Origin of the sequence: Paenibacillus sp. FSL R5-0744, assembly GCF_037972555.1 — a bacterium.
Lineage (GTDB): Bacteria > Bacillota > Bacilli > Paenibacillales > Paenibacillaceae > Paenibacillus_AQ.
In genome coordinates, this window is the sequence record NZ_CP150228.1 from 2,667,905 (window position 1) to 2,693,484 (window position 25,580).

General features: G+C 43.0%; 24 protein-coding genes and 1 tRNA gene. 20 read left to right on the forward strand and 5 right to left on the reverse strand.

The genetic code is table 11. The features are described 5' to 3' along the window. Positions 1–35 precede the first annotated feature (35 nt). The 3 genes from MKY19_RS11525 (at position 36) to MKY19_RS11535 (ending at position 4,218) form a co-directional block, all read left to right on the forward strand. Positions 36–1,253, forward strand: coding sequence for a hypothetical protein (locus tag MKY19_RS11525; RefSeq protein WP_339802887.1), 1,218 nt, complete (start codon positions 36–38; stop codon positions 1,251–1,253). Further along, positions 1,246–3,813 (forward strand): SNF2-related protein, encoded by a 2,568-nt coding sequence (locus tag MKY19_RS11530; RefSeq protein ID WP_339802890.1) that lies wholly within the window; start codon positions 1,246–1,248, stop codon positions 3,811–3,813. Before MKY19_RS11525 ends, MKY19_RS11530 begins: the two co-directional genes overlap by 8 nt. A gap of 102 nt (positions 3,814–3,915) precedes the next feature. Continuing rightward, the gene (locus MKY19_RS11535) at positions 3,916–4,218 is read left to right on the forward strand and encodes a hypothetical protein (RefSeq protein ID WP_339802892.1); all 303 of its coding nucleotides are present in this window, start codon (positions 3,916–3,918) and stop codon (positions 4,216–4,218) included. Positions 4,219–4,529: 311 nt separating this feature from the next. Here MKY19_RS11535 and MKY19_RS11540 read toward each other — a convergent pair. Together MKY19_RS11540 and MKY19_RS11545 are read right to left on the reverse strand one after the other, a co-directional pair. Further along, positions 4,530–4,601, reverse strand: a tRNA-Val gene (locus tag MKY19_RS11540). 131 nt (positions 4,602–4,732) lie between these two features. Next, a complete protein-coding gene (locus MKY19_RS11545) occupies positions 4,733–5,035 on the reverse strand; it encodes a hypothetical protein (RefSeq protein WP_042187286.1) in 303 nt (100 codons plus the stop codon). A 324-nt stretch (positions 5,036–5,359) separates the two neighbouring features. On the opposite strand from MKY19_RS11545, the gene MKY19_RS11550 reads away from it, so the two are divergent. From MKY19_RS11550 to MKY19_RS11565, 4 genes are all read left to right on the forward strand, one after another. After that, positions 5,360–6,436 carry a site-2 protease family protein gene (locus tag MKY19_RS11550; RefSeq protein WP_339802895.1) on the forward strand — a complete coding sequence of 359 codons (1,077 nt, stop codon included), beginning with the start codon at positions 5,360–5,362 and terminating at the stop codon, positions 6,434–6,436. Between the two features lie 104 nt (positions 6,437–6,540). Further along, positions 6,541–6,753 carry a hypothetical protein gene (locus MKY19_RS11555; RefSeq protein ID WP_076282950.1) on the forward strand — a complete coding sequence of 71 codons (213 nt, stop codon included), beginning with the start codon at positions 6,541–6,543 and terminating at the stop codon, positions 6,751–6,753. A 107-nt stretch (positions 6,754–6,860) separates the two neighbouring features. Further along, positions 6,861–7,304: a GNAT family N-acetyltransferase gene (locus MKY19_RS11560; RefSeq protein WP_042187292.1), complete on the forward strand. Its 444-nt coding sequence runs from the start codon at positions 6,861–6,863 to the stop codon at positions 7,302–7,304. Between the two features lie 85 nt (positions 7,305–7,389). Continuing rightward, positions 7,390–7,629 (forward strand): DUF3892 domain-containing protein, encoded by a 240-nt coding sequence (locus tag MKY19_RS11565; protein WP_042187294.1) that lies wholly within the window; start codon positions 7,390–7,392, stop codon positions 7,627–7,629. A 64-nt stretch (positions 7,630–7,693) separates the two neighbouring features. Here MKY19_RS11565 and MKY19_RS11570 read toward each other — a convergent pair whose 3' ends face one another. Then, complete coding sequence (locus tag MKY19_RS11570; protein WP_339802898.1) at positions 7,694–8,431, reverse strand: MBL fold metallo-hydrolase; 738 nt, start codon at positions 8,429–8,431, stop codon at positions 7,694–7,696. Positions 8,432–8,595: 164 nt separating this feature from the next. On the opposite strand from MKY19_RS11570, the gene MKY19_RS11575 reads away from it, so the two are divergent. Further along, positions 8,596–9,150 carry a copper amine oxidase gene (locus MKY19_RS11575; protein ID WP_042187298.1) on the forward strand — a complete coding sequence of 185 codons (555 nt, stop codon included), beginning with the start codon at positions 8,596–8,598 and terminating at the stop codon, positions 9,148–9,150. Positions 9,151–9,230: 80 nt separating this feature from the next. Then, the gene (locus MKY19_RS11580) at positions 9,231–9,542 is read left to right on the forward strand and encodes a DUF1292 domain-containing protein (RefSeq protein ID WP_042187300.1); all 312 of its coding nucleotides are present in this window, start codon (positions 9,231–9,233) and stop codon (positions 9,540–9,542) included. A 130-nt stretch (positions 9,543–9,672) separates the two neighbouring features. Here MKY19_RS11580 and MKY19_RS11585 read toward each other — a convergent pair whose 3' ends face one another. After that, entirely contained in the window at positions 9,673–11,148 is a 1,476-nt protein-coding gene (locus MKY19_RS11585; RefSeq protein ID WP_042126789.1) for an aminotransferase class I/II-fold pyridoxal phosphate-dependent enzyme, read from the reverse strand. 96 nt (positions 11,149–11,244) lie between these two features. On the opposite strand from MKY19_RS11585, the gene MKY19_RS11590 reads away from it, so the two are divergent. From MKY19_RS11590 to MKY19_RS11605, 4 genes are all read left to right on the forward strand, one after another. Further along, positions 11,245–12,534 (forward strand): MFS transporter, encoded by a 1,290-nt coding sequence (locus MKY19_RS11590; RefSeq protein WP_339802903.1) that lies wholly within the window; start codon positions 11,245–11,247, stop codon positions 12,532–12,534. A gap of 287 nt (positions 12,535–12,821) precedes the next feature. Then, on the forward strand, positions 12,822–13,418 hold the full coding sequence (locus MKY19_RS11595) for a hypothetical protein (protein ID WP_076299470.1): 597 nt from the start codon (positions 12,822–12,824) through the stop codon (positions 13,416–13,418). A 266-nt stretch (positions 13,419–13,684) separates the two neighbouring features. Further along, positions 13,685–15,100, forward strand: a complete 1,416-nt coding sequence (gene gndA, locus MKY19_RS11600; protein ID WP_042187305.1) for an NADP-dependent phosphogluconate dehydrogenase — start codon at positions 13,685–13,687, stop codon at positions 15,098–15,100. 266 nt (positions 15,101–15,366) lie between these two features. Beyond that, positions 15,367–15,915, forward strand: a complete 549-nt coding sequence (locus tag MKY19_RS11605) for a shikimate kinase (RefSeq protein WP_339802907.1) — start codon at positions 15,367–15,369, stop codon at positions 15,913–15,915. 4 nt (positions 15,916–15,919) lie between these two features. Here the strand turns inward: MKY19_RS11605 and MKY19_RS11610 are convergent, their stop codons facing one another. Continuing rightward, on the reverse strand, positions 15,920–16,225 hold the full coding sequence (locus tag MKY19_RS11610; RefSeq protein WP_042187309.1) for a rhodanese-like domain-containing protein: 306 nt from the start codon (positions 16,223–16,225) through the stop codon (positions 15,920–15,922). Positions 16,226–16,334: 109 nt separating this feature from the next. Between MKY19_RS11610 and aroA the strand changes: the two genes are divergently transcribed. The 7 genes from aroA (at position 16,335) to MKY19_RS11645 (ending at position 25,490) form a co-directional block, all read left to right on the forward strand. Then, positions 16,335–17,627, forward strand: a complete 1,293-nt coding sequence (gene aroA / locus MKY19_RS11615) for a 3-phosphoshikimate 1-carboxyvinyltransferase (protein WP_339802910.1) — start codon at positions 16,335–16,337, stop codon at positions 17,625–17,627. Between the two features lie 75 nt (positions 17,628–17,702). Beyond that, positions 17,703–18,137, forward strand: coding sequence for a CoA-binding protein (locus tag MKY19_RS11620; RefSeq protein WP_076299469.1), 435 nt, complete (start codon positions 17,703–17,705; stop codon positions 18,135–18,137). 414 nt (positions 18,138–18,551) lie between these two features. After that, on the forward strand, positions 18,552–19,220 hold the full coding sequence (locus MKY19_RS11625; protein WP_339247382.1) for a hypothetical protein: 669 nt from the start codon (positions 18,552–18,554) through the stop codon (positions 19,218–19,220). Between the two features lie 519 nt (positions 19,221–19,739). Then, positions 19,740–21,626: a glucose PTS transporter subunit IIA gene (locus tag MKY19_RS11630; RefSeq protein WP_339802914.1), complete on the forward strand. Its 1,887-nt coding sequence runs from the start codon at positions 19,740–19,742 to the stop codon at positions 21,624–21,626. Beyond that, positions 21,623–23,392: a phosphoenolpyruvate--protein phosphotransferase gene (gene ptsP, locus MKY19_RS11635; protein WP_339802917.1), complete on the forward strand. Its 1,770-nt coding sequence runs from the start codon at positions 21,623–21,625 to the stop codon at positions 23,390–23,392. The genes MKY19_RS11630 and ptsP overlap by 4 nt, the downstream gene beginning before the upstream one ends. 180 nt (positions 23,393–23,572) lie before the next feature. Continuing rightward, the gene (locus tag MKY19_RS11640; RefSeq protein WP_339802920.1) at positions 23,573–24,103 is read left to right on the forward strand and encodes a sigma-70 family RNA polymerase sigma factor; all 531 of its coding nucleotides are present in this window, start codon (positions 23,573–23,575) and stop codon (positions 24,101–24,103) included. After that, positions 24,096–25,490: a DUF4179 domain-containing protein gene (locus MKY19_RS11645; protein ID WP_339802923.1), complete on the forward strand. Its 1,395-nt coding sequence runs from the start codon at positions 24,096–24,098 to the stop codon at positions 25,488–25,490. The genes MKY19_RS11640 and MKY19_RS11645 overlap by 8 nt, the downstream gene beginning before the upstream one ends. Positions 25,491–25,580: the final 90 nt, after the last annotated feature.

A 25,580-nucleotide genomic window follows, 5' to 3' on the forward strand; every position in this document is an offset into this window, starting at 1 on the left:
TTATTACAAGATAAATATGAGGAGGTATTATCTAATTGAACTTACTTAAAGAAGGCATTGAAAACAGAAGCATTTTACCAACAACATTGACCAAAAAGCTATCGGTGGATAATCATATGCAAACTTATACCGTATATAAAATCCGGCTGGATGAACTTTATTATAATGATCAGAACGATCGCATTGCGACTTGGATCAGTCAGTATAAAGCGGAAAATGAGATTACTAATATAGACACGGAAGATAAAGAACAATATAACCGGATCATTCAAGGCTTTATTACCGAAAGCAATCCAGAAGCATTGAAGAAAACACAAAATAATATCGAGCTCATTGGACAGCAAGAGGCTGGAGTCATCTTGACTGATGGTAGAATCATTGATGGTAACCGGCGCTTTACTTGCTTGCGCAATTTAGAACAAAAAACCGGAAAAACGCAATACTTTGAAGCTGTTATTTTAGAGCACAATATTGCTCACAATGCTAAACAAATCAAAATGCTCGAATTGTTTCTTCAGCATGGTGTGGACAAGCCCGTTGACTACAATCCGATAGATCGACTGGTGGGTATATATAATGATATCGTAGAAAATAAACTTCTTACAGCACGTGAATATGCCAGTAGTTCTAATCAAACGGAAGCGGATATTAAGCGAGAGGTGGAAAAAGCAAAATTAATGGTGGAATTTTTGGAGTTCATTAACGCCCCGAAACAGTTCTACTTAGCTCGCACCATGAATCTCTCCGAATCATTAAAAGACTTGTATAGTATGTTAAGTAAGGTGAAAAATGATGATAGCCGTGAGGACTTGAAAAATAATGTGTTTGCCCAATTACTTATGGCACCGGTTGGGGATACAAATAGATACATAAGAAAAATCGGTAAAATTGCATCAAACTCCAGACTTCTGGATGAATATCTTGATGAACAATCAGATTTGATAGAAAGTGTTTGTGATGCTGTGGAGCAGCACCCAGTTACGACTGAAAAAATAATTAATGAACATATTCGTTCACAAAAAGAAATTCAATCAGAATTTGCTAGATCCACTGAAAAGTGGGTCAGCAAAGCGGACGGTGATGCAAGCCGAAATCGTCCTGCGCAGCAAGCTGAAAAGGCGTATGAAATGCTTGATACCATTGACACGAATATATTTAAGAAAATATCCGATGTGCAAAAAGAAGATATACGCGAAAAGCTTGATTTGGTTCAACAAATATTAGATAGCATTAGAGGAGAACTAGATGTTTAAAGATCTTTCGCTGAAAGCAACATATTCTTCTTATGAAGATGATGTTGGATCTTCTTTCTATACCCCGATCTTGCGTGAGTGTATCAGTTATGACAGGGCTACTGCATATTTTTCAGCTCAAGCACTTGCTAACTACGCAAAAGGTCTAGAAGTATTTGCACGTCGAGGAAATAAGTGCCGAATGATTGTTTCTGCGGAACTATCAGAATATGACTATCGTCAAATCAAAGAGGGATACCAGTTACGAGAAGAGGTCAATCAAATACTGTTAGGAAGGCTGAGAGAAACACTTTCTCTTGAGGAAGAGCGCGATATCTCTAATCTTGCCTATTTAATCTCACTTGGGATTATTGACATTAAGATTGCCTTTACACGTAAGGGGATTTTTCACGACAAGTTTGGCATCATGGAAGATGAAGTAGGCGATGTGATTTGCTTTCGAGGATCAAATAATGAAACTGCGGCGGCTTATAATAATAATTACGAAGCATTTGACATTACCTGCAGTTGGCAGGCATCAGCTTTCGATTACTCAAAAATCAACAAAAGCAAAGAAGTATTTGAAAAACTTTGGAATAACAAGGTTGAAAATGTCCTCGTTTTTGATATGAGCCAAACCCTTCATAAAGAAATTGTTTCTCATAGCAAAGGGAAGGTCATTGTCGACACTGCACAGCTTGAGCCAAGTTGTCTCTTATTGGATTACGACGATGGGTTAAAGCTTGACATTAAAATTGAACCCTCTCTTCTTTTAAATAATGCAGTTTATAAACGGTGGCTCAAGCGATATGTTGATTTAGAGCGGAGCAATGAACATATTATTCGTTTTAAAAGCAGTTTAACTTATCCAACTTACAAGAAAATCATTCGTATTCTGGAGCAAGATGCCCAAAAGCGAACCTATAGCTTCTTTACCACGCGACGGCTCCATGATTATATCGCAAACCGAGAAATATATATTGAAAAGCGAGCTAATGTTGGACTTTCCATAAAACATCAAGATCCTATTGTACGAGCAGAGTTTGCTGAATACAAAGCGGTTGTCGATTGCGCTTTTTATCGGAAACTTCGAGACAAGCAAATGTGGGATTCGTTTTTCATGTGTACCATGAAAAAATCCAGCAACTTCTCTGTCCCTGGATCAGGGAAAACGGCGTCTGTTTTAGGGGTATACGCATACCTGCAAACACAAGGCCTGGTAAAAAGAATTGTTATGGTTGGGCCAAAAAATTCATTTGGTTCTTGGGTTGATGAATTCAACGCCTGCTTCGGTACGAAGCAAAAGGTTCAATTATTTAGCATACAAGATCCAAGTTATCGATCTACCAAAGAAAAGCAGCAAGCCATTTTATATGATACGGGAAATAACAATCTTTTGTTGTTTAACTATGAGAGTTTAGGGACTTACTTGACAGAAATCAAAAAACTAATTGACTCTGAAACATTGCTCGTGTTTGACGAAGTGCATAAAGTGAAAGCTCTTAATGGCCGCCGCGCTTCTGATGCACTTGAAATCGCAAAGGATGCTTGCTACACAATTGCACTTACCGGAACTCCTATACCTAACTCGTACACCGATATTAGAAACCTGTTGGATATTCTTTATCACAATGAATATGCTGATTTTTTTGGATTCACTATTCCACAATTGAAAGACCCAAGTATAGATGATATTTCCGTTATTAACCAGAAAATACAGCCTTTCTTTTGTCGTACAACAAAACAGGAATTGCAAGTACCGGCAGCAAATCCAGATTCTCTTATCCAAGTAAAGGCCAGCCGCCTCGAAAACGAATTGTTTCAGATACTGCTGCTAAAGTACGCAAAGAATAAACTTGCTCTAATAATTCGTCTTTTGCAATTGGAATCAAATCCACAAATGCTATTAAAGTCACTTGACTTATCGGAGTTTTCAGATGTTTTGGATATTTCTGGAGAGGTAGAGCAATTTGATTATGTGGATTTTTCCGACGATGTGGTTTCTCTCATTAATAATATTGAAACCACCAAAAAGTTTGATGCCTGTATAGAAATCGCCTTACAGCTTCATAGAGAGCATAAACCGGTAGTAATTTGGTGTATATTTATTGATTCTATGATGAATATTAAGGGGGCCTTGGAAAAAGCAGGGGTTCGAACTGCATGCATCTATGGAGCGATCACTATGGAAGAGCGTCAGGTGATTTTATCAGCATTTCGAAAAGGTGAGATTGATGTCCTAATCACTAACCCACACACCTTGGCTGAGTCTGTATCTTTGCACGTTGTTTGCCATGATGCAATATATTTTGAGTATAGCTATAATCTTGTTCATCTCCTGCAGTCGAAAGATCGTATCCATCGCTTGGGGCTGCCTAACAATCAGTACACCCAATACTTTTTCACACAGGAGATATTCTTTACCAAAGATGGAGATCCATATTCGTTGGATGAAAAGATATATCTCCGTCTTAAGGAAAAAGAGCAGATTATGTTGGATGCGATTGAAAACAACATGCTTGAACGAGGTAATACAACGGAAGAAGATTTAGATCTTATTTTTTCTGATCTTAGATTATAGATGAATTTTGCACGCTTCTTCGCTAAAGTGAGTGTTACATGTCTGTCTAATAGAGAAGTTTCCATACTGTCTAGTAAGAAAATTACGAGGGCGGGATGGAGCATGTGGACCCCATTAAGCAAACAAGATAATCTAATGAATGATGTGTTCAAGATTATGTTAGACCTTGAAGAACCCTGGAAATTAGTGAATATCGAGCATGACCCGAAAGAAGAAACATGGCACTTATTTATTGACTTTGAACGTGGAGCGCTATTTCCCTGCCCACATTGTGGAACACCTTGCAAGGCCTACGATGCAGAAAAAAAGCAGTGGCGCACGCCAATATACGCATCACACTGGACACATACAGCCATCTGCTGCCAAACATGCAAAGGGACGCTGCTCAAAACTTCGATAAGTTAATGCTCGTAGGAGATAGTCTGGCGGAAGCCGTAAATTAAAACTGAAGATGCTCCTGTTTCATACTCTTTTTTAAAGAGAACATTCAAATGAGGATTAATCAAGATATGCAACAATCGGTGAAAAGTAATTACTTTCCAAGCAATGATGAATAATCGATCTTCCGGAAATCAGGGGAGGTCGATTATTTTATTTGTACAGATTCAGACGCTCGTGACCAATCCGTGACCACAAGGGGTCAACTGCTTCTTTGGCATGCTCATTTTCTGTCCATAAACAGCAAAAAAGCCTTATAGAATAAGGCTTACTCTGTATAGGACGGATGGGGTTCGAACCCATGACCCCTACCCTGTCAAGATAGTGCTCTCCCGCTGAGCTACCGTCCTGCGACGAATTTCATAATACCATACGATAGAGTAGGATGGCAATTCTTTTTTTACAATCTATAGGGATGATAGTTTACATAGTCTTTAAAATAATAAGAAAAGGGGATGCCGCTCCATCCCCATGAGCCACGTCAGATAAAGAACGGGAGTAGAAATATATCGCTTATTCCGAAAAAAGGGATGCGTCGTGGAAAGAAGCGACGTCTTGGGAAAAAGCCAGGCCGGAATCCAAATTGTCTATACGCCGATTCGTGTGTAGGCATTCCGTTTAAACGTTCTACCATTTCGTTGCTAGGAACCGCAAGAGTAACATAGTTTTGATCTACATGGGCAATAAAGCCATCAAAGGACTGACCGTCAGTCGTTGTAATACCAACGTATTTGTTCATACAATTCCAACTGACCTGTTGATGTAAATTTGCATTTGTATCCATAAATAACCTCCTCAATTGAATAACCCTGATAACAGTCTATGGTTCGTAGCCTATAACGTTCACGGCGTTAGCCTATAGGGTAACCATAAAATTCGGGTTATTTTGTGTGAGGTGGGGGGGATTGAAGTGGAATTACTGTCTTTCCTTGAATAATAGTGAAAATTATCCATTATCTGTTTGTTTGATGTTGAAACGATTCTAAAAGTTGCGTCGTATACTTAGCCGAGTGCTTTTTTATGGAAATACTCCTTAAGCGCTTATGATAAAATGGAGGGTAATGTACAGCAGTTAGATAAAAATTGAAAGAAAAAGGAGCTTGAGATCTTGCCGCAAAATGAGCAGAAAAAGAATTCTTCCACGCCATGGAAATGGTTGGGGGGCGGGGCGGCGATGCTCCTGTTTAAAGGAAAGGCGATTTTGTCTCTTCTGAAAATAGGTAAAATTGCCGGGCCGTTAATATCAATGATGATTTCAATATGGGCTTATGCTTTGATTTACCCGTGGGGGTTTGCCGTGGGCTTTGTCCTGCTCTTGCTAGTCCATGAATTAGGACATGTAATAGCAGCGAAACGGATCGGGCTTCCAGTCAGCGCTCCACTGTTTATACCGTTTTTGGGAGCTTTAATTACAATGAAAAAACAGCCGCTGGATGCCCAGACGGAAGCTTATATTGCTTTTGGAGGTCCGATCTTAGGAACCATTGGGGCTACAGCCGTTTTTGGAGCGGCTTATTACATGGATAGTCCACTTCTCTATTCCTTGGCTTATATAGGTTTTTTACTTAATTTGATCAATCTGCTGCCGATTCACCCGCTTGACGGTGGCCGTATTGCAACCGCGGTGACGCGTTGGTTGTGGCTTGTGGGGCTCGTGGGTGGTTTAGCCATCATCATCTATATGCGTTCGATCTTGTTCTTTATTATTTGGGCGTTATTTGCTTACGATCTGTATAACAAATATGTGAAGAGACGCACTAACAATCGCCTTTATTCTGTAACGAAGAGTTTCTTAATTCCAGTAGAGCCACTTAGAGATGCAGGCTACATGATTCCAGGACCAGAGCATAGAAGAGATTTACCTTTTACTACTTACAGTGATTTGGAAAGACAGCAGTATGTAGGGGTGAGATGGGATCAACTGAACTACATTGGTAGAGCTGCGCTTCCACAGCAATGCATCATTGAAAAGGTACGTATCTCGCAGCTAGAGCCTGTGACCTTAGAGAATGGGCTTCATCTTAAGATGAATTGTGATATTAGCTATTCGGTCTACGAGAACGATAAGTATTACGATGTGCCGGCTAGCTCACGCTGGAAATACGGTACCGCTTATTTTGTATTAGCTGGCTTTCTGGCAGGAATGATGTACATGGTCCATGCCGTTGGAAATGTGAATCTATAAGGGTTAGAATCGGGCAATCAAGTGATCCAATGGTTTATAAAACTCATGAACCGTCAAAGCTGTAATGAGAATAACCGCAGTTGAACGGTGAAAGGAGTAAAACCATGCCTAAATTTTTAAAATGGGAAGTCGGCGTTTGTCTGCTGTTACTGATGGTTTTGGGAGGATGTTCCGAGGCGAAGCCAACAAAAGTCATGGAAATCAAAGAAATGACTAACCTAGATGGAAAGCCAAAAGGTCAGTACCCTCCATTGTCACCAGTGATGCAAGACACATACAATCGTTCGATTCCTGAAGAAGTATATTCTGCAGATTAGAGCAGCGTAGAAGACGATTTCTCATGCTCAGGCTTTTCTTTCTAGTCGAATTTTTATATAATAGACAACTATCGTTGGATACATAGAGAGAGGAGTTTGGGACTAACATGGCGGCAGAAATCTTACGGGTAACTACAGAGGAACAGCTTCAGATGGGGCTGGATATTCGTACTAAAGTATTTGTAGAGGAACAAATGGTACCGGCTGAGGAAGAAATTGATGAATACGATGTTATCGGTCCGAATGCGCACCATATTCTAATTATAGATGAAGGTGTACCTGTGGCTACAGGAAGATTGATTTATTACAAAGCAGGTACAGCCAAAATGCAGCGTATCGCCGTACTGAAAGATTATCGAGTCAAAGGATACGGACGTGTTCTGTTGCTAGCTATGGAAGAGCTTGCTCGGGAGCTTGGACTGGAAGCTTCGATTCTTGATGCACAGTGCCAAGCTGAGAATTTCTACAAGAAGCTAGGATATGAAGTGATTTCTACGGAACCTTTTTATGACGCAGGTATTCTACATGTACGGATGCAGAAAACTCTTTAAAAATAGTGCACATAATTTACCGTTCCATGAAGCAAGCTAGGATGTGCCATATGATGGCAAATCCAAGTGCAAGGGGCGAGCTGAAGTGCCAAATAACGAACGCGAAAGTTTCGTAGCTGTACAGAAAAATGGAGACGGAGATTTAACCAGTTTCCAGACCTCTACAGGACGTGTCCTGGCGTATGATCAAGCGCTTCAAGAAGTACAGGCCGGAAATATTGCCGGAGTGAATGCTTTTAAAGGTAAAGACGGAGGAACTTATATTCGCGGCGACGCGGATGGGGATCCAACCAACAATTTGGATAATCTTCCGAGTTTCTCATAGTTCTAAAGGCAAAGACCGTACATACGTCATCGGACGTCAATGTACGGTCTTTTTTTAATCCTAATCAGAGTTTATAAATTACATGCTGCTCAATAAACTCCATCTCTCCAGTAAGCCCGACGAATTGAGGTTGTTCATCGCTATAATGCATGAGCTTGATGATACGTCGAACATCTTCAGGTAATGACATTAACTCCTCCAGTGTGGTGTGAACAACACCTGATCCACCAAGCTGACAGTCATGCAGAATCATTCGGATGCCGTGCTCACGGACAAGGCGTATAAGTAGATCCGGCTGAAAAGTCATGTCCGCGCTGTAGAAAATCTCATTATTTATTAGAAGGGAATAGCTATCTTTGCCAGGAATATGCGGCGTATGTATGATCTCGAGCGAAAGAGAAGGAGCGAGCTTGTACGTAATTCCGGGTTTCATAGGTTTAACCTCGAAGATATCGGTCAGGGAGGCTACTGCATCTTTTTGGTATAATCCACCCTTTAAGGTGTTGTTCCAAAGTGGCTCAACAAGCGTCTCAGGTAAATGTAATCTCATAGTTTTCCCGTATACGTGCTTTAGCGTAAGTGCTAGCTCTTCCAGACCTCCAACATGGTCCGCATGAATATGCGTAATTAGAGTAGCGTTTACGTCACGGAAGGATTTCCCGATGGTATGCATGGCAAGTGGGGCTGTAATCCCGCAATCAATTAGTAGGGTATAATCATCAGCTAGTAGCAAGCCATTATTGTTAAAATAGTTTTTAGCAAAAGCATTGCCAGTTCCTAGCATTTGTAGGCTCAGACTCATAAGAAAGTACCCTCCTGAAATCGCTGTCAGCTAATATATCAACTTTGAACAAGTACATAATATCATTTTTCGGAAGATGAATGAAATATTTACCTACAATTAGCGCAACTTGCTGAGACAAAGTAAGTATACATTAATAGCATGAATTATTTGGAGGGTTTCAAATGAATAGATGGAAAAAAGTCACTTTATGTGTGTTTGCTTTTTCCTTGATGGGTGGCTCCTTATTGTTCGCCGATTCTGTGAGTAAGAAAATCAGGGTATGGAACAACGGGACGGAAATTGTAGACGGCGGTTATTTGATTGATGGAAAAACATATATTCCCGCTAGAGAAGCAGGCGGGGTAGTGAATTGGGATGGATCTGGAAAAGTGACGATTCTTAAGCCTAATGTTCATATTGTTCTTTTTAAGGATAATACGGTCTTTGGTAACGTAAACGTAGGCAAGCTTAAGATTAAAATATTAACCCAGGTAGATAGCTTAACAGAAGAGGTTTCAGCTGTAAAAGTAGCCATAACGGACCCCTCTGGTAATGTTAAGGATATTCAGTCGCAGGAGCTTGAAGGCTCGCAGAAGGATAATTTCTGGTTTCCGACCTCGGAGTTTACTTATGATTTTAAAGAAACCGGCAAATATCGGGTAGGCTTCTACATGAAAGCTTCCAAAAATGCGGATTACGTTCTTGTGTCAGAAAAGGTAATTACAGCTCTTAATTAAGGGTTCTAAATTGACCTGAACTAATCTAACGTGGTAGTATACCAGATGTAGGATAATACAATTCAAAGTGAGGTATTACAATGAGCGATCACAAACATGAGCATGGTGAAGCATGCGGTTGCGGGCATGATCACGACCATGAGCACGAGGAGTTTGTGCTGACCTTGACGAACGAGCAGGGCGAAGATGTTGAAATGGTATTGGTTGAAACTTTCGACATCGGTGAGAAACTATACGCGCTGCTGTTAGAAAAGGAAAATCCTGAAGCGGATGGCATTATTCTGCGTATGGAAGAAGAAGACGAAGAAATGGTATTGTACAATATCGAAGATGAAGAAGAATGGAAAGCTGTTGAAGAAGCTTACAACAATCTGCTTGCTCAGCAAGAATAGATTTTAGCGACTAAATTAAGCTGTTCTATTGTGTATATGACAGTTGATGTTTATATACAGAAACCCGATACTTATTATGGTATCGGGTTTTTGTATAAATCAATGAAGTTTTTTAGGAAAATGATGGGTCTTAGGAAATAGGATCGGCTTCTACAATCACTTTTATGTTCGTGATGCTGCGATCTTCAGGACCTTTAACCGGAAGTCCGATCTCCACATGGTCAATAATATAATCGATGTTATCCTGAGTGATAACTTCGCCAGGGAGAAGAATAGGAATTCCAGGCGGATATACATATATAAACTCTGCAATAATGTAGCCAGCAGATTCACGGAATGGAACTAACTGCGTATCCGCATAAAAAGCGTCCCTTGGAATCAGAGCAAGCTGTGGAATTTCTGGAACCTGAACCTTAAGTTCGTAGATTTCACCCTTGCTGTAATGAATGGCGGACAACACCCGAAGTGCAGCTAATAATTTATCTACTGATTCTTGGGTATCACCTGGGGTAATAAGGCAAAGAATATTATACATGTCACTTAGTTCTACTTCGATGTTGTACTTCTCGCGCAGCCAGTTTTCGGTTTCGTATCCTGTGATCCCTAAATGGCGCACATGAATGTTGAGCTTAGTTGGGTCATGATCAAATGTTGCTTCTGTCCCAAGGATCTCTTTTCCAAAGCTGTACAGGCCTTCGATGGTATTGATCGTTTCGCGTGCGTAGTTGGACAGTCTGATGGTTCTTTCCGCCATTTCATGACCGTTCAGCGCGAGATTACGTCTTGATGTATCCAAAGACGCTAATAAAATATATGAGGTAGATGTTGTAGTCAGCATGCTCATAATGGTCTGTACCCGTTGCGGGTTAATCAGACCCGTCTTAGCATTAAGATTCAGTACCGAGCTTTGCGTCATGGAGCCGCCAAGTTTATGCACACTAGTGGCAGCGATGTCCGCTCCGGCCTGCATGGCCGATACCGGCAGATCCTCATGAAAATGAATCAGTACTCCATGTGCCTCGTCCACCAATACGGGTACACCGTAACGGTGAGCCAGGTCGACAATCGAACGCAGGTCGGCGCATACACCGAAGTACGTGGGATTGATTACTAGAACTCCTTTGGCGTCTGGATGACGCCTTAACGCTCGTTCCAGCGAACTGGTCGTTATGCCGTGATCTATCCCGAGATTCTCATCCTGAACAGGCGAGACAAATACAGGCTTGGCTCCGGAGAAGATAATGGCCGACATCACAGATTTATGAATGTTGCGCGGCACAATTATTTTATCACCCGGTGAGCAGACAGAGAGGATCATCGTCATGATGGCATTGCTCGTGCCCTGTACGCTAAAATACGTATAGTCGGCGCCGAAAGCCTTCGCAGCCAGCTTCTGAGCTTCCTGGATTACTCCAGTTGGCTGATGTAGATCATCAAGCGGTGCGATGTTGATTAGATCGATGGATAGAGCGTTATCGCCGATAAACTCACGGAATTCGGCATCGGTTCCTAGCCCCTTCTTATGCCCCGGGATATGAAATTGAACGGGATTGCCGGCGGCATGCTTTTTTAAAGCTGTGAAGAGGGGAGTACGGTGTTGATTCATTTAATGCTGTCACAACCTTTCGCGAATATTAAAATTTAAGGCAAGCATCAGTATAACAAAACAATCTACAGAATACTAGGATTTGGATGTGATAGAATGTCCACAAAAGCTGCGCAACGTACACATATCAGTTTGACGTCGCCATTTATCATGGAGATGTGGGTAATTATTTTTTTAGTTGAGTTTGTTAAAGGGTCGCTACTTGTCGCTTTGTTACCCGTATATATGGAGAATATTTTGGGTCTATCTGTTACGGTAGTAGGCTTTGCCTTTGCACTCCAGTATTTGGGGGATAATCTATTCCGCAGTCCTTCTGGCTGGGTTATGGAGCGCATAGGATTTCGCTGGACCATGACAAGTGCCTTGTTGTTGATCCTAGTAGCTGTTGGAATGATAATATATGCCAAAACAGCAGTTACGCTCTCGATTGCCTGTCTTATTCTTGGGATCGGGACATCCCCGCTTTGGCCTTGTGTGATGACCGGAATAACGGAATTGGCGGGATCTACTAAAAGCGGCAGCAGTGGAGCAGCTATGGGTGCTGTAGAGATGGCATCGCTCGCAGGAACGGGAATCGGTCCGATTGTAGTGAATTTTTTGATGGATCAGGGTGGACAAAGCTATCGTGTAGCCTTTTTGGTCCTGCTAGGGTGTGCTGCTGTAGTAGTTGTAGTTGCGCTTTTTCTACCTAAAAGAATCTCGTCAAGTGGCACTCATGCAGTTGTGAGGGACATGCAGGGGCTCGGCGGAGCTATTGAGCGTAAAAAAATCAGTCCATTAGAAAGTATAAAAAGAACACTGCATCAGGTCAGAACGACGCTTAAAGTCAGTCGCCTACTATATCCCGCTTTATTTCTTCAGGCTTTTGCTATTGGCTTGATGACGCCTGTAGTTACCTTGTTTGCACGTACGGAACTTCATGTTAGTCCGAATCAATTTAGTCTGCTTCTGATTGCAGGTGGGGGAATTACAGTGCTCGCTCTAATTCCAGCAGGCAAGCTGGTAGACCGAATAGGAACAACTGTGTTTCTGAACATTGGCTTTTTGCTCGCCGCCTTTTCCCTAGCTCTGTTCTCACAGGTACGCTGGCTCCCGCTTGCTTTTATCGCGGTTGCATTGGTCGGTATAAGTTACGCTCTTATTCTCCCGGCATGGAATGCCTTTCTGGCTAAGCAAGTGCCTAAGGGGGAACGAGGGACTGTGTGGGGGCTTTTCTTGACCTTGCAAGGCTCAGGGATGGTGGCAGGACCCGTGATATCAGGGAGACTATGGGACCATGTAGGTCACGGTGTTCCGTTTCTGATGAGTGCAATTGTAATGTTGATGCTCTTTGGGCTGCATTTACTAATTGTACACAGAACAAAGTTGAAATTTAAAACTAGTTGACCTTAGATGTGAAAAGCCGCTGACAACCTGAGAATTAGTTGTCAGCGGCTTTTTTTAGGAATTAAAAGGACTAAAAGAAATAAAAATTCAATCAGCGTTTGGAGAAAGTCTGTTGCGGGTAAAAATAGTCAATAAACCAAGTTACCGCTACATAAACTGAAGTATAAAATAAGACTAAGACGAACGCAAAAGTAACTACTACTTGAAGAGGTCCGGCAGCCATAAATAATCAAGAATTCAACAATTGAGTTGGCTTTGCAGATGTGAAGCAGTTAGGGGGGAGTGCCGTGAACAAAAACGACGAGGTGGAGTATTGTAACCTGGAGCTGCGTTTCGACAGACAGCATATCCAGGACCTGATCAAGGATTTGATTCAAAAAGGTTATTCCCTATATTGGAGCGAGAACGAACAGGTCTTTGTAATTTCGGTCCGTACGGGTCGTAAACTGGTGAAATTACGTTTTCAAAGGATCAAAGATGGCTATAAACTCGTGGGTGACTATATGATTCGTGATGCTCGCTTGTCAGAATGGATGGAGAAGTTAATTGGGGACATGCGAGGCCATGCCATTGTAAAGCGCTTCCGGGACCGTCAGATTATTATTGAAAATATTTTGTTCGGCGAAGTGATTCGTCTTGTTGAAATCTCGGGTTATCAGCAGCGAGTCTTATACCAGAAGGGTCCTATGCTCACCGATGAGGAGCTGACCAAGCTCTATTATTCTGTTGAAGGAGAGGAACGAATTCGCCAGCGTAGGATTGAAGTGGATGAGCAACTGGATCGATTAAATGATGCAATTAAGGCTGAGGATATGATTCGCGCGGAGAAATGCCGAGCTCAGCTTACCTTTTTGACGAAGGAATTGTATATGTTAGAATGGTAAACAAGGTGCCGAAATAAGTTGCTTAGGGGCACCCCGAATTTCGGGGTGTCTTAGATTTGTTTTAGAACTTGCAGACAGGGGTTCACTTCTGGCGCTAAAAACGTTAAAATAGTCATTGTGATCATTTTCATATTGGCAATGGTTTTGTCGATGAATTTGATCTTTATTCGCAGGGCAGGCTTTGCTGTCTCTGATAAAGGGTGGTATTCTTATACTGCGAGAAATGGATTTCCCAAAAATATAGGGTGCAAAGGGTGGAGGACCAGATGGCAAAACAACAAATCGGCGTTATTGGCTTGGCGGTAATGGGCAAGAATTTGGCTCTAAATATCGAAAGCAAAGGTTTTTCCGTATCCGTGTTTAACCGCTCACCGGAGAAGACACATGATCTTCTTGCTGAGGCGGAAGGTAAAAACCTCGTAGGCACATTTTCCGTTGAGGAATTTGTAGCTTCGCTGGAAACACCGCGCAAAATTCTGATCATGGTTCAAGCTGGTAAAGCTACTGATGCTACCATCGAGCAACTGTTGCCGCATCTTGATCAAGGCGACATTATTATCGACGGAGGAAATGCTTATTTCCCTGATACGGTTCGTCGCAGTAAATATCTGGAAGAAAAAGGTTTCCGCTTTGTCGGAACTGGGGTTTCTGGCGGTGAAGAAGGAGCTCTTAAAGGTCCTTCCATTATGCCTGGCGGTCAAGAAAGCGCGTATAAGCTAGTTGAACCAATCCTAACTGCAATCTCAGCTAAAGTTAACGGTGAGCCTTGCTGTACATATATCGGACCAGACGGTGCGGGACACTATGTTAAAATGGTGCACAACGGTATCGAATATGGTGATATGCAATTGATCTGTGAAGCTTACCAGCTGCTCAAAGACGTTCTAGGTCTGGATGCAAAAGAACTTCACAACATTTTCAAAGAGTGGAATAGCGGTGAGCTCGACAGCTACCTGATCGAGATTACTACAGATATTTTTGCTCAGTATGATGAAGAAACTGGTAAACCAATGGTTGACGTGATCCTTGATTCCGCTGGCCAAAAGGGAACTGGTAAATGGACAAGCCAAAGCTCATTGGATCTTGGTGTACCTTTGTCCATGATTACCGAATCCGTATTCTCACGCTTCCTCTCTGCAATGAAGGATGAGCGCGTAGAAGCAAGCAAAGTGCTTAACGGACCAGAAGCTACACCATTTGATGGTGACAAAGCTGAATTCATCGAGAACGTGCGTAAAGCATTGTTTGCAAGTAAAATCGTATCCTATGCTCAAGGTTTCGCTCAACTTCGCGTAGCTTCCGACGAATACGGTTGGGATCTGAAATATGGCGAGTTGGCTAAAATTTGGCGCGGTGGCTGCATTATCCGTTCCCGTTTCCTACAAAACATCACGGATGCTTACGAGAACAATGCAGATCTTAAGAACCTATTGCTTGATCCTTTCTTCAAGGATGTTATGGATAATTATCAATCCGCATGGCGTAAAGTTATCGCTTCAGCTGTAACGATGGGTGTTCCAGTACCTGGATTCTCCAGCGCATTGGCTTACTATGATAGCTATCGTACAGAAAGACTGCCTGCGAACCTGCTTCAGGCTCAACGCGATTACTTCGGCGCACATACGTTCAAACGTGTAGACAAAGAAGGCGTTTTCCACCACAACTGGATGTCTGCAGAATAATCTAGTTTACGGTTATAAGCAATAACGCCTTTGGCGTCCCTAAAGGACGGTAGAAGCGTTTATGCGAGAAATATAAGGTTAATGTATAACATGAAACTTGTACTTCTTATATTTTAAAAAAGTGGCCCGAATTGCTTCACCAGAAATGGGGAGGCTTTCGGGCCTTTTTTGCTGAAGTTTTGATGTGTATTTACTAAGTGAAGCAGATTGTCTAATGTTTTGACCCTGTGTTATGATATGACAAATATCGCGGTTGGAGGATAGACATGGCTGGGGATACAGAAGAATTTAAAAAGTTGAACGAAGAGCAAAGAAATAAGAACATTATTTTAGTAGGGATGATGGCAACGGGGAAGTCAACAGTAGGCGCTATTTTGGCCGAGGAACTGGGTTATGAGCTGGTTGATCTGGATCATGTCATTGTTGAAACTGAAGGCCGAAGCATTGCAGAAATTTTCGCGGAAGATGGAGAACATTACTTTCGAAGCGTGGAAACAGCAGTACTAAAGCGTATGCTAGAGTCTGAGAATAAATTAATATCTACTGGTGGTGGCGCGGTATTAGCGCCGGGGAATACAGATTTAATGCTGAGTAAAGGGCATGTAATTGCGCTAACGGCAACAGAAGAAGAGATTATTGCCCGCGTTAGTGGAGATCAGAATCGTCCGCTGCTCGCCGGCAATGCAGAAGAACGGGTTAGACGTATCATGGAAGACCGTCGAGAAGCTTACCTGTTCGCGCATTACACGGTCGATACAACGGGACTGACAGCGGCAGAAGTGTCGCAATATATTTTAATGCATTACCGCGGCTGAGCTTTTAAGAGAGTGTTTCATTCCATTCAATCATACCGCCGCTTAAATTTGTAGCATGATAACCAAACTGTTGTAGATATTCGCAGACACGCTGGCTTCGAGCACCGGAACGGCAGATAAAGATCACTTTGGCATCGCTTGGAATATCCTCAGTGCGGTGTGGAATTTCTCCCATGGGGATATGCTGTGCACCGGGAATCATCCCGAAGGCAACCTCTTCGTCTTCACGAACGTCGATGAGTACAAGGTCTTCCCCTGTCTCTAGACACTGCCGCAATTCTTGCGGTGTAATTTGTGGAACATTATGCATGGTTGTGACCTCTTTTCATCAGAAGAATGGTTTAATGATAACACAAGCATGGAACACCCTGTCAAACGAGCACTACATACAACTATATCTACTAAGGAGAGTTTATATTATGGACGTTATTGTTAGGCCAACGCCATCCCTGCAAGGAGAATTTGGGGCCCTCTCTTCCAAAAACTATACCACTCGTTATTTGCTGGTTGCCGCATTGTCAGAAGGCGTAAGTACGATTTATCATCCGGCACATAGTGAAGATAGCGATGCCATCCGTCGTTGTATTGCAGATTTGGGAGCTGTACTCACAGAAGATGATGAGAAGATTGTGATTCAAGGCTTTGGTCGCAAACCTAAGGATGTTAAGGAACTTAATGTGGGGAATGCTGGAGCAGTACTACGTTTTCTAATGGCTGTTGCTGCGCTGAGCCCTGAAGTTACATTCGTAAACACGTATCCTGACTCATTGGGCAAACGTCCACATGACGACCTGATCGTGTCTCTAGAACAGCTTGGTGTGAAGGTAGAGCATAATGAAGGTAAGTTACCGATCACGATCCGCGGTGGCAAACCTATTGGGGGTAAAATTGCAGTTTCCGGTGCTGTCAGTTCCCAGTTCTTAAGCGCTCTATTATTCTTGACACCATTGCTTGAAGAAGATAGTGAAATTATTGTTCTTGATGATTTGAAGTCGAAGGTTGTCGTAGGTCAGACGCTAGAAGTATTGGAGCAGGCAGGAATTGTGGTTCATGCGGCAGATGATTATATGTCCTTTAAAGTGCCGGGTCGTCAAGCCTACGCGGCTAAGACGTATACTGTGCAAGGTGACTATCCTGGCTCTGCGGCTATTCTTGCGGCTGCTGCTGTGACAAAGTCTGATGTTAAGGTACATCGACTTATGGAACAGAGTAAGCAGGGAGAAAGAGCCATTGTTGATGTGTTGCGTATGATGGAAGTACCGCTTACTCATAAAGAGGGAACAGTTCACGTACAAGGGAACGGCGTACTAAAAGCTGTTGAATTCGACGGAGATGCTGCAACCGATGCGGTGCTGGCTATGGTAGCTGCTGCCGTATTTGCTGAAGGCACTTCACGATTCTATAACGTTGAGAACCTTCGGTATAAGGAATGTGATCGTATAACTGATTACTTGGCAGAATTGACTCGTGCAGGAGCCAATGTTGAGGAGCGCCGCGATGAAATTATCGTTCACGGCATGCCTGAAGGCGTCGAAGGTGGTGTGACCATTAACGCGCATTACGACCACCGTGTAATTATGGCGCTGTCAGTAGTAGGTTTACGAGCGCGTAAACCACTATTGATCAAGGATGCTCACCATGTCGCTAAGTCGTATCCGCAATACTTTGATCACCTGCGTGCGCTTGGTGCGAATGTGGAGTGGGTACAATAGAAGTAAGGGGGCTAGCGAATTTAGCTTCAGTTAAATAAGGATCATAAAGTGTAACTATGGAAAGGGGCACTATGTATGAGCTTTGAGAATCCAAGTCGGGAACAGATCGGAGATATCCTTGCTTCTGCAGGTAATATCGCAGTTGTTGGCCTGTCTGACAAAACAGACCGTACCTCCTATATGGTCGCGGGTGCTATGCAAAGTCGGGGATATCGGATCATTCCTGTAAACCCATTGGTTGATGGTGAAATACTGGGAGAAAAGTGCTATCATACGTTAGCGGAAATTCCAGAGCCGGTGGACATTGTTAATGTGTTCCGTCGAAGCGAATACTGCGCAAAGGTAGCACAGGAGGCCGCTGAAATCGGCGCACGTGTGCTTTGGCTCCAGCAGGGTATAATCAGCCAGGAAGCCGCTGAAATCGCCGCTGAGCACGGTATGACGGCGATTATGGACCGTTGTATCAAGGTCGAAGAAGCGATCACGATGCATGGGCGTACTCGGGCATAAGGTTCGGTAGTTCAACACTTTATCTGACTATTGAAAAAATGATGATCAGAGCGTGTATCAAGGGATTTCGAACGAACGAACCGACGAACGGGCAAACGATGAACTGACGAGCTTACGAGCCGACAAACGAACCAACCGAGAGAACAATGAACCGGCGAGCCGACAGACAAAAGAACAAACTAACAAACCAGCTAACTAAATTTTTTGACGCTGAAAAGTAGTTGCAAATTTAATGTTAAAGAAACAGCCAAGATCAAAAGCATTGTTTGATTACGATTGGCTGCACAGACTGTGCAATTTCTAATGCAAATCACTAACTGAGCTTGTTATACTGAAGTTAGACGAAGAACGTCCTTTATCCGCATAATTTGCGGTGAAGGGCGTTTTTTTATTTTTATAGGGGAGGATACCATAATGGAATTTGAAGAAGCACATGGTATGTTCATTAACAAGCACTTGACTGAAAGATCAGGAGAAAGAAGGGGGAGGCTGGTTAGAGGGCATAATTATGCGGAGAAGTTGTTCTTGCAGAATGTATGGTGGCCATTGTTTGAGAGCCTTGATGATTTGCATCCAGAATACGAAGTGTACGACTGGAATCGTAAATCTCAGTTTCTGGACTTCGCTTTTCTTCCGCAGAGCGGCGGCAGTCTCGGGATTGAGTGCGACGGGTTTCAAAGTCATGTGAAGGACATGGACCGCGAGAGATTCAACTACGCAGTTAATCGGGACACTTTTCTGACCGGAATGGGGTGGAAAATGATTCATTTTTCTGTTGATGATCTTCAGCACCGCCCCGAGGTGTGCCGGATGCTTTTGCAATTGGTGCTGGCACCTCATTTGGCGCGCAAATCTGCAGGCGTGGATATTTTGTCTGAGGAGAAGGAGGTTCTACGGTTGGCTTGGCGACTGGGTAGGGCGATCCGTCCAAAGGATGTGACCACTCATTTCAGCATTAACTTTCGAACGGCGCGCAGATTGTTGCACTCGTTGAGTGAGAAGGGACTAATAAAGCCTGTAATTACGGGAGAACGGGTTCGACAATACGAAGTGAAAGCTATGCGACCAGATCAAATATGGTAGGAGTGGGAGAATAATTGCACTATATACAACTATATCGGAAATATCTCTATTCTATTGTGGTTTAGTTGTACTTTGTACACTTATTACACACCAAAGGTTAGGAAAAGGGTGAAATTATTAAAAATAATTGCACAAAGTACACTTATATGGATTTCAGTTTTTATAGGATATAAATAGTTGTACAAAGTACAATTAACATCTTCTTTTATCATCGGCAGCAAAAGAAAGAGACTCAGTCAGCAGACAAAACTTCATTCAATAAATATAACTCATACACTTGAAGCATTATTAGAGACGCACATTCATTCAGAGTAACTTTTATCGGTTTTAACCAACTTTAGCATTGTTTGCTTTAGTGCTTTGGAATCCTGAGCCCATAGAATGGTGTTTCTAGGTGATTTTATTGTGGAGTGAGTGTGTATTTGTTTTAAATATATCCTGATCTTTTCCTTCAGTTTATTTTGACAAAAACCCCCGCAGCGCTTACCATTCAATATAGAAAGAAAGGAGAGGGTAGCCTTGAATTGGCTCGGATCATTGCAGCAATTGGGCAGAGCCATAATGCTTCCTACCATGGTACTGCCGGCGGCAGCCATTTTGCTTAGTTTGGGCAGCTTACCTTGGTCTGCATGGGGACTTTCTTCGGTATCCGAAGTGGCTACATACGCTGGGCAGGGAATCTTTTATTTTATGCCTTATTTGTTCGCTGTGGGTGTAGCATGGGGATTATCCAATCAAGCTGGAACGGCGGGTCTTGCAGCACTGGCTGGAATGTTCACTTACGACCGGATTGTTACCCATATGGGAGACGGGCTTGTACAACCTGCAACACTTATCGGGATTTTGCTGGGTATAGTTGCCGGTATCGCTCAAAACCGGTTCAAAAATATCAAGCTTCCAGAGGCGATACAGTTTTTTGGAGGTTCGCGTTTTGTTTTGCTGTTCATGGGATTGTTTTCGGCTGGCTTTGCATGGGTGATGTTAGGGATCTCTCCACTGCTGCAAAGAGGACTGGATGATCTTTTTCAAGGGATATTGCAGACAGGCGGCTTTGGCGTTTTTATTTATGGAGTGCTATATAGAGTACTAACAGCCTTCGGTCTTCACCATATTCTCAACAATGTGTTTTGGTTTCAGTTTGGAAACTTTACAACTCCTGATGGTAGCACTGTCGTTCAGGGGGATTTGCCACGTTTTTTTGCAGGCGATCCTACGGCGGGCATTTTTATGGCGGGTTTGTTTCCGATTATGATGTTTGCACTGCCAGCCATTGCTTTTGCTATTATTCAGGAAGCGCGCGAGGACTTGAAGCCTAAGATTAAAAAGACTTTCATGCGAGCGGCTTTGGTCTGTTTTCTGACCGGGGTTTCGGAGCAGATTGAATTCGCGTTTTTGTTTGCTTCTCCGTATTTATTCGCGATACATACTGTAATGTCTGGCCTCGCTATGGTACTGACCTATATGCTGGGAATTCATCACGGGTTCTCTTATTCGGCAGGAGCGATTGACTTCTTTTTGAATATGCATCTGTCCCAGAGGGCTTGGTTGTTAATTCCGATCGGTATAGCTTATGGGATTGTATATTATAACTTGTTCCGCTGGGCGATTCGCCGTTTTCAGATCCCAACACCAGGGCGTGAAGAAGGTTCGGAACTCGGTGATTGGGCAGGAAACATCCCTTATCAGGCACCATTGATCTTGGAGGCGCTTGGTGGTAAGGAGAATATCGTACAAGTACAATCCTGTATCACTCGTTTGAGGCTTACCGTCCATAATGATCGATATATTGATACCGGGGCGCTCAAAGGTCTTGGCTCTGCTGGGATTATCAAGCTCGGTGGCGGGAATGTCCAGGTAGTATTTGGTACGTATTCAGAGCTGATCCGCGAGGAGATTAATAAGCTAATGCTTCGTGATTTGCCTCAGGTATTGTTCAGTTCTCCGATGCAGGGTAGAATGATGCCCATAGAGGAAGTGCCGGATCACATCTTTGCAGCGAAGCTGGTGGGTGATGGAGTTGCATTTTTGCCGGAAAAAGGGGAGCTTACTTCGCCTGTATTCGGGAAGGTTATGCACGTCTATCCTACAATGCACGCCGTTGGTATTGCTACGCCGGAAGGGCTGGAGGTACTTATGCATATAGGGATCGACACTTCGCAGCTTAAAGGGCCATTTGAGGCGGTAGTAAAAGAAGGCGACAGTGTGGAACCAGGTCAATTGCTTGTTAAATTCGACCTCGCTTATTTGCGTGAGCATGCAGCTTCACTGGCTACACCAATGGTGATTACGAATCCTGATCGAGTAAAATCATGGAGCTATGCTCCATTTAAAAATGTTAAAAAGGGGCAATCTTCAGTAATGTCCGTAGTCTTACATGAAAGTAACGTTGGAGGGATAGAAGGATGATACAAGGCATAGGCGCAGCAGCAGGTGTAGCTATCGGGAAGGCCTTTGTCTTACCGAACTGGGAGTGGAGCTTACCAGACACACAAGTGAACCCAGTGGATCTAGCTAAGGAGTTTGAGCGTTTATACGAAGGTATCCGTACCTCTAAGGACGAGATTGAATTCATCAAAAAAGAATTCAGAGAAGTAGTCGGTCCGGAGGAATCCAGCATTTTTGATGCTCATCTGGCGATTTTGGATGATCCGGTGTTTATGAGCGAAATCCGGGGGATTATTGAACGCCAGTATAAGGCGGCGGAAGTGGCTGTTAAGGAAGCGATTGATCATTTTGTAGCGATGTTTGATCTGCTGGATGATGAATACATGAAGGAGCGGGCGGTGGATATCAAGGATGTCGGTAACCGTCTGTTAAAGCATCTTTTAGGTGCTCCTGAGGTCACGCTGCCATCGGATACACAGCCGTATATTCTCGTAGCGAAGGAGTTGTCTCCTTCCCAGTTAGCTCACTTGAACCCAACTTATGTTCTAGGTATTGTTACTATGATGGGCGGTAAAACCTCACATTCCTCCATTATGGCTCGTGCGCTGGGCATTCCGCTCGTAGCAGGTTTGGAGAATAATTTATCTAACCCAATTCAGACCGGAGACATGCTCGTGATAGACGGAGACACCGGATCTGTGCAAATTCATCCTGATGAGGTAACGATCAATGAATATGTTTCTCTTCGGAATAAGCAGCATAAAAAGAAAGAACAACTGGAATTGCTTGCTACAGTCGATGCCGTCACTAAAGATGGCGTTAACCTGCGATTGGCTGGTAATATCAGCTCCGTCAAAGAACTGAATTTAGCGCTCAAGTATGGAGCCGAGGGTGTAGGTCTATTCCGTACAGAGTTTCTTTATATGGATCGCAGTTCTTTTCCGACGGAGGATGAACAATTTGAAGTGTACAAACAGGTTGTCGAGAAGGTAGGCAGCAATATGGTTGTGATCCGTTCGCTGGATATAGGCGGGGACAAGCATCTGGATTACTTCCAGCTGCCAGAAGAGCAGAATCCGTTCCTTGGCTATCGTGCCATTCGAATCAGCTTGAATCGACAGGATATGTTCAAAACTCAGCTAACTGCCATTTTGCGGGCGAGTACGTATGGGAATGTAAAGCTAATGTTCCCTATGATATCTTCCGTAGAAGAAGTACAAGCAGCAAAAGCTGTATTGGAAGAAGTGAAGGCTGAACTGGAGCTACGGGGCATACCGTTTAATCGGAATATTCCAGTCGGTATTATGATTGAAGTTCCAGCTGCGGTTATGATTGCGGATTTACTGGCGGAGGAAGTTGATTTTTTCAGTATCGGTACGAACGATTTGGTGCAATATGTACTAGCCGTAGACCGAATGAATGAACAAATTGCGCATATGTATCATCCATATCATCCAGCGGTTCTGCGAATGATCCGTATGACTGTAGAAGCAGCGCGTAATGCAAAAATAGATATTAGTGTATGTGGTGAAATGGCGGCAGATGAGCGTTCTTTGCCACTTTGGCTGGAGTTAGGGATTAGTGATCTAAGCATGTCGCCGCAGGCACTGCTGAAGGTTAAACACCGTACCCTGAATACACTGGCTATAGACGCTACAAGGGTTGCCAAGGCTTGCTTCCATCATCGTACAAGCTCGGAAACGGAAGAAATCCTAAGTGCTTATGCTCAGAAAAGCGGAATTACGCTTGGAACGAGCGTGGAAACAAAGGAGAAAGCTTCTTCATAGTTATCAAGCGCTCCATCATCAAGTCCACATCAAGGTTCGGCATTCTTGCCGAGCCTTTTTCTTTTGTACTAGATTGTTATAAAAAAACAAAACCGTTTGCGCTTCGGCGCAGTCAATATATATAGAGAGTTGAACAGGATTGATTTATGCGTAAAGGCAAGGGGGGAGGACAAAACAAGGATGGAACACATTATTAAAGACGAAATGGAAATAGTTGCTACGGAAGAAGATACATTCTACGAGCTGGTAGCTGAACAGAAAAGAAAGCTTTACAGCATTGCTTACAGCTATCTGCGAAACGAGGCGGATTCGTTAGAAGTTCTGCAGGAGGCAACCTGTCGTGCATGGATTAAACGTAAAAGCTTAAAGGACTCCGAAAGGTTTGTTCCTTGGTTAACACGCATTCTGATCAATTGTTGTAATGATGAGTTGAAGCGCAGAAAGAGGAATGCTGTCACAGAAGCTACTCGAAGTGATATAGGGATTATGGAGATGAAAAGCGACCGCAGATTGGACATGGAACAAGCGCTGGATGGGGTTAAGCCGAAGTATCGCCAGGTGCTTGTACTCAAATATTACAAGGATATGACCCTTGTAGAAATTGCAGAGGTGCTCGATAAACCGGAGGGTACGGTAAAGACATGGCTCAACAAAGGTCTGAAACAACTGCGTGACCGAATGAAACGGAAGGGAGATCTATTTTATGGCTAAGTCTGAAGAAAAGCTACTTAACGAATATTTTCATAAAATTAATGTCGAGGCTGAGGAAATCCCGGAAGTTAAACTAGACGCCGCGATTCGCAAGGGGATGCAGCTAGGTAACCGAAAAGGGTTATCTTTTAGAAAAAGATACGCTGTTATTACGTTGGCGGTCTTAGCTATCGCCTTATTGATTATTGTCCCATGGGTAAATCAGATGGCCAATCCTGTACGTGCGCAGTTACCACCAAAAAGCTGGGGTCAGCTTGAAGTGTTTCGCCCGACTATCGCTAATAATCTGACCATCACATCGGCACTTGACGCAGGGATGATGAAGGAAGTAAATATTTCTTCAACTGAGGTGGATGGAATAAAGTGGACGGTTAATGGAATTATGGCCGATCGAAGAGGAATTGCGGTTCTGTATACAATTGAAAACAATACAGATCGGAAAATGCAGCTGTTTGGACTATCCTTGAAAAAGACTCCTGAAAGTAATATTTATCGCACAGGATACAGCGGGTTTAGCACAATTAACGCACAAGATGTTGGATCTCCTGGGACAACTCTTATGTACGAGCAAATCGTATGGGATGAATATCAGGATGAGTTGGAAGACCCGTTAAATATTTCTCTAAGGTTGCTTCCAGCACCTGATGATCCAGCTTTATCAAGCGGTGAGCTTAAATCTTTAAACATTCAGATCCCAATGGATACCAACAAGGCTTATATTCAAGGAAAAAGAGTTGATCTAAAGGATAGTCTGTCCATCGCCGGACAGCAAATTAATATGGAGAATATCTATATTGGACCTACGGGTATTTATATGCGGGAAAGATATGACCAAAAGAATACAATGAGGATATTTAATATGCTTTCACCTAAGCTTGTCATCGGAAAAGGAGAGCAACAAGAGGAATTAATGTGGGTAAGTGGATCGAATATTTATCATAATGATAATATGAGACCTGATGATCCGATTAAGTTTGAAATTGAAGGGATTTCTGCTCTAGATCAATCTAAGCTTGAGCTTGTGATTAATACCGAAACACAGCAGATTCTGAAGGTACCGGATAGCAATCTGACGATTTCCAAAAGAATGGAGGACGAAGAGCAGGGAATTCTGGTATTGGACTATTTTATTCCTAAAGAAGATAAGGAGTCGCTTTATTATTTTGCATTGAGCGATTATTTTGAAGATAGCTCTGGAAGCGGGCATATGATGGAAACTATCAAAAATAATTACTCAGGATATAGAGAGTTTAATGAAAGTAGTAAGGGAACTACAGTAACCTATATCTTCAATGTAGGCAAGGAAAAGCTACCCCAACCGTTGACTTTCTGGTTTAATTCTTATCCAAACAAAATCAAGGAGAAAGCGTCCATTAGAATTAAGTAAGTAGCTCCAAAGTCGAGCGAAGCAAATCAAAAGCCCTGTTCCTCAAATGGAGAGACAGGGCTTGTTTGATTTTAAACTTTATTTCTACTG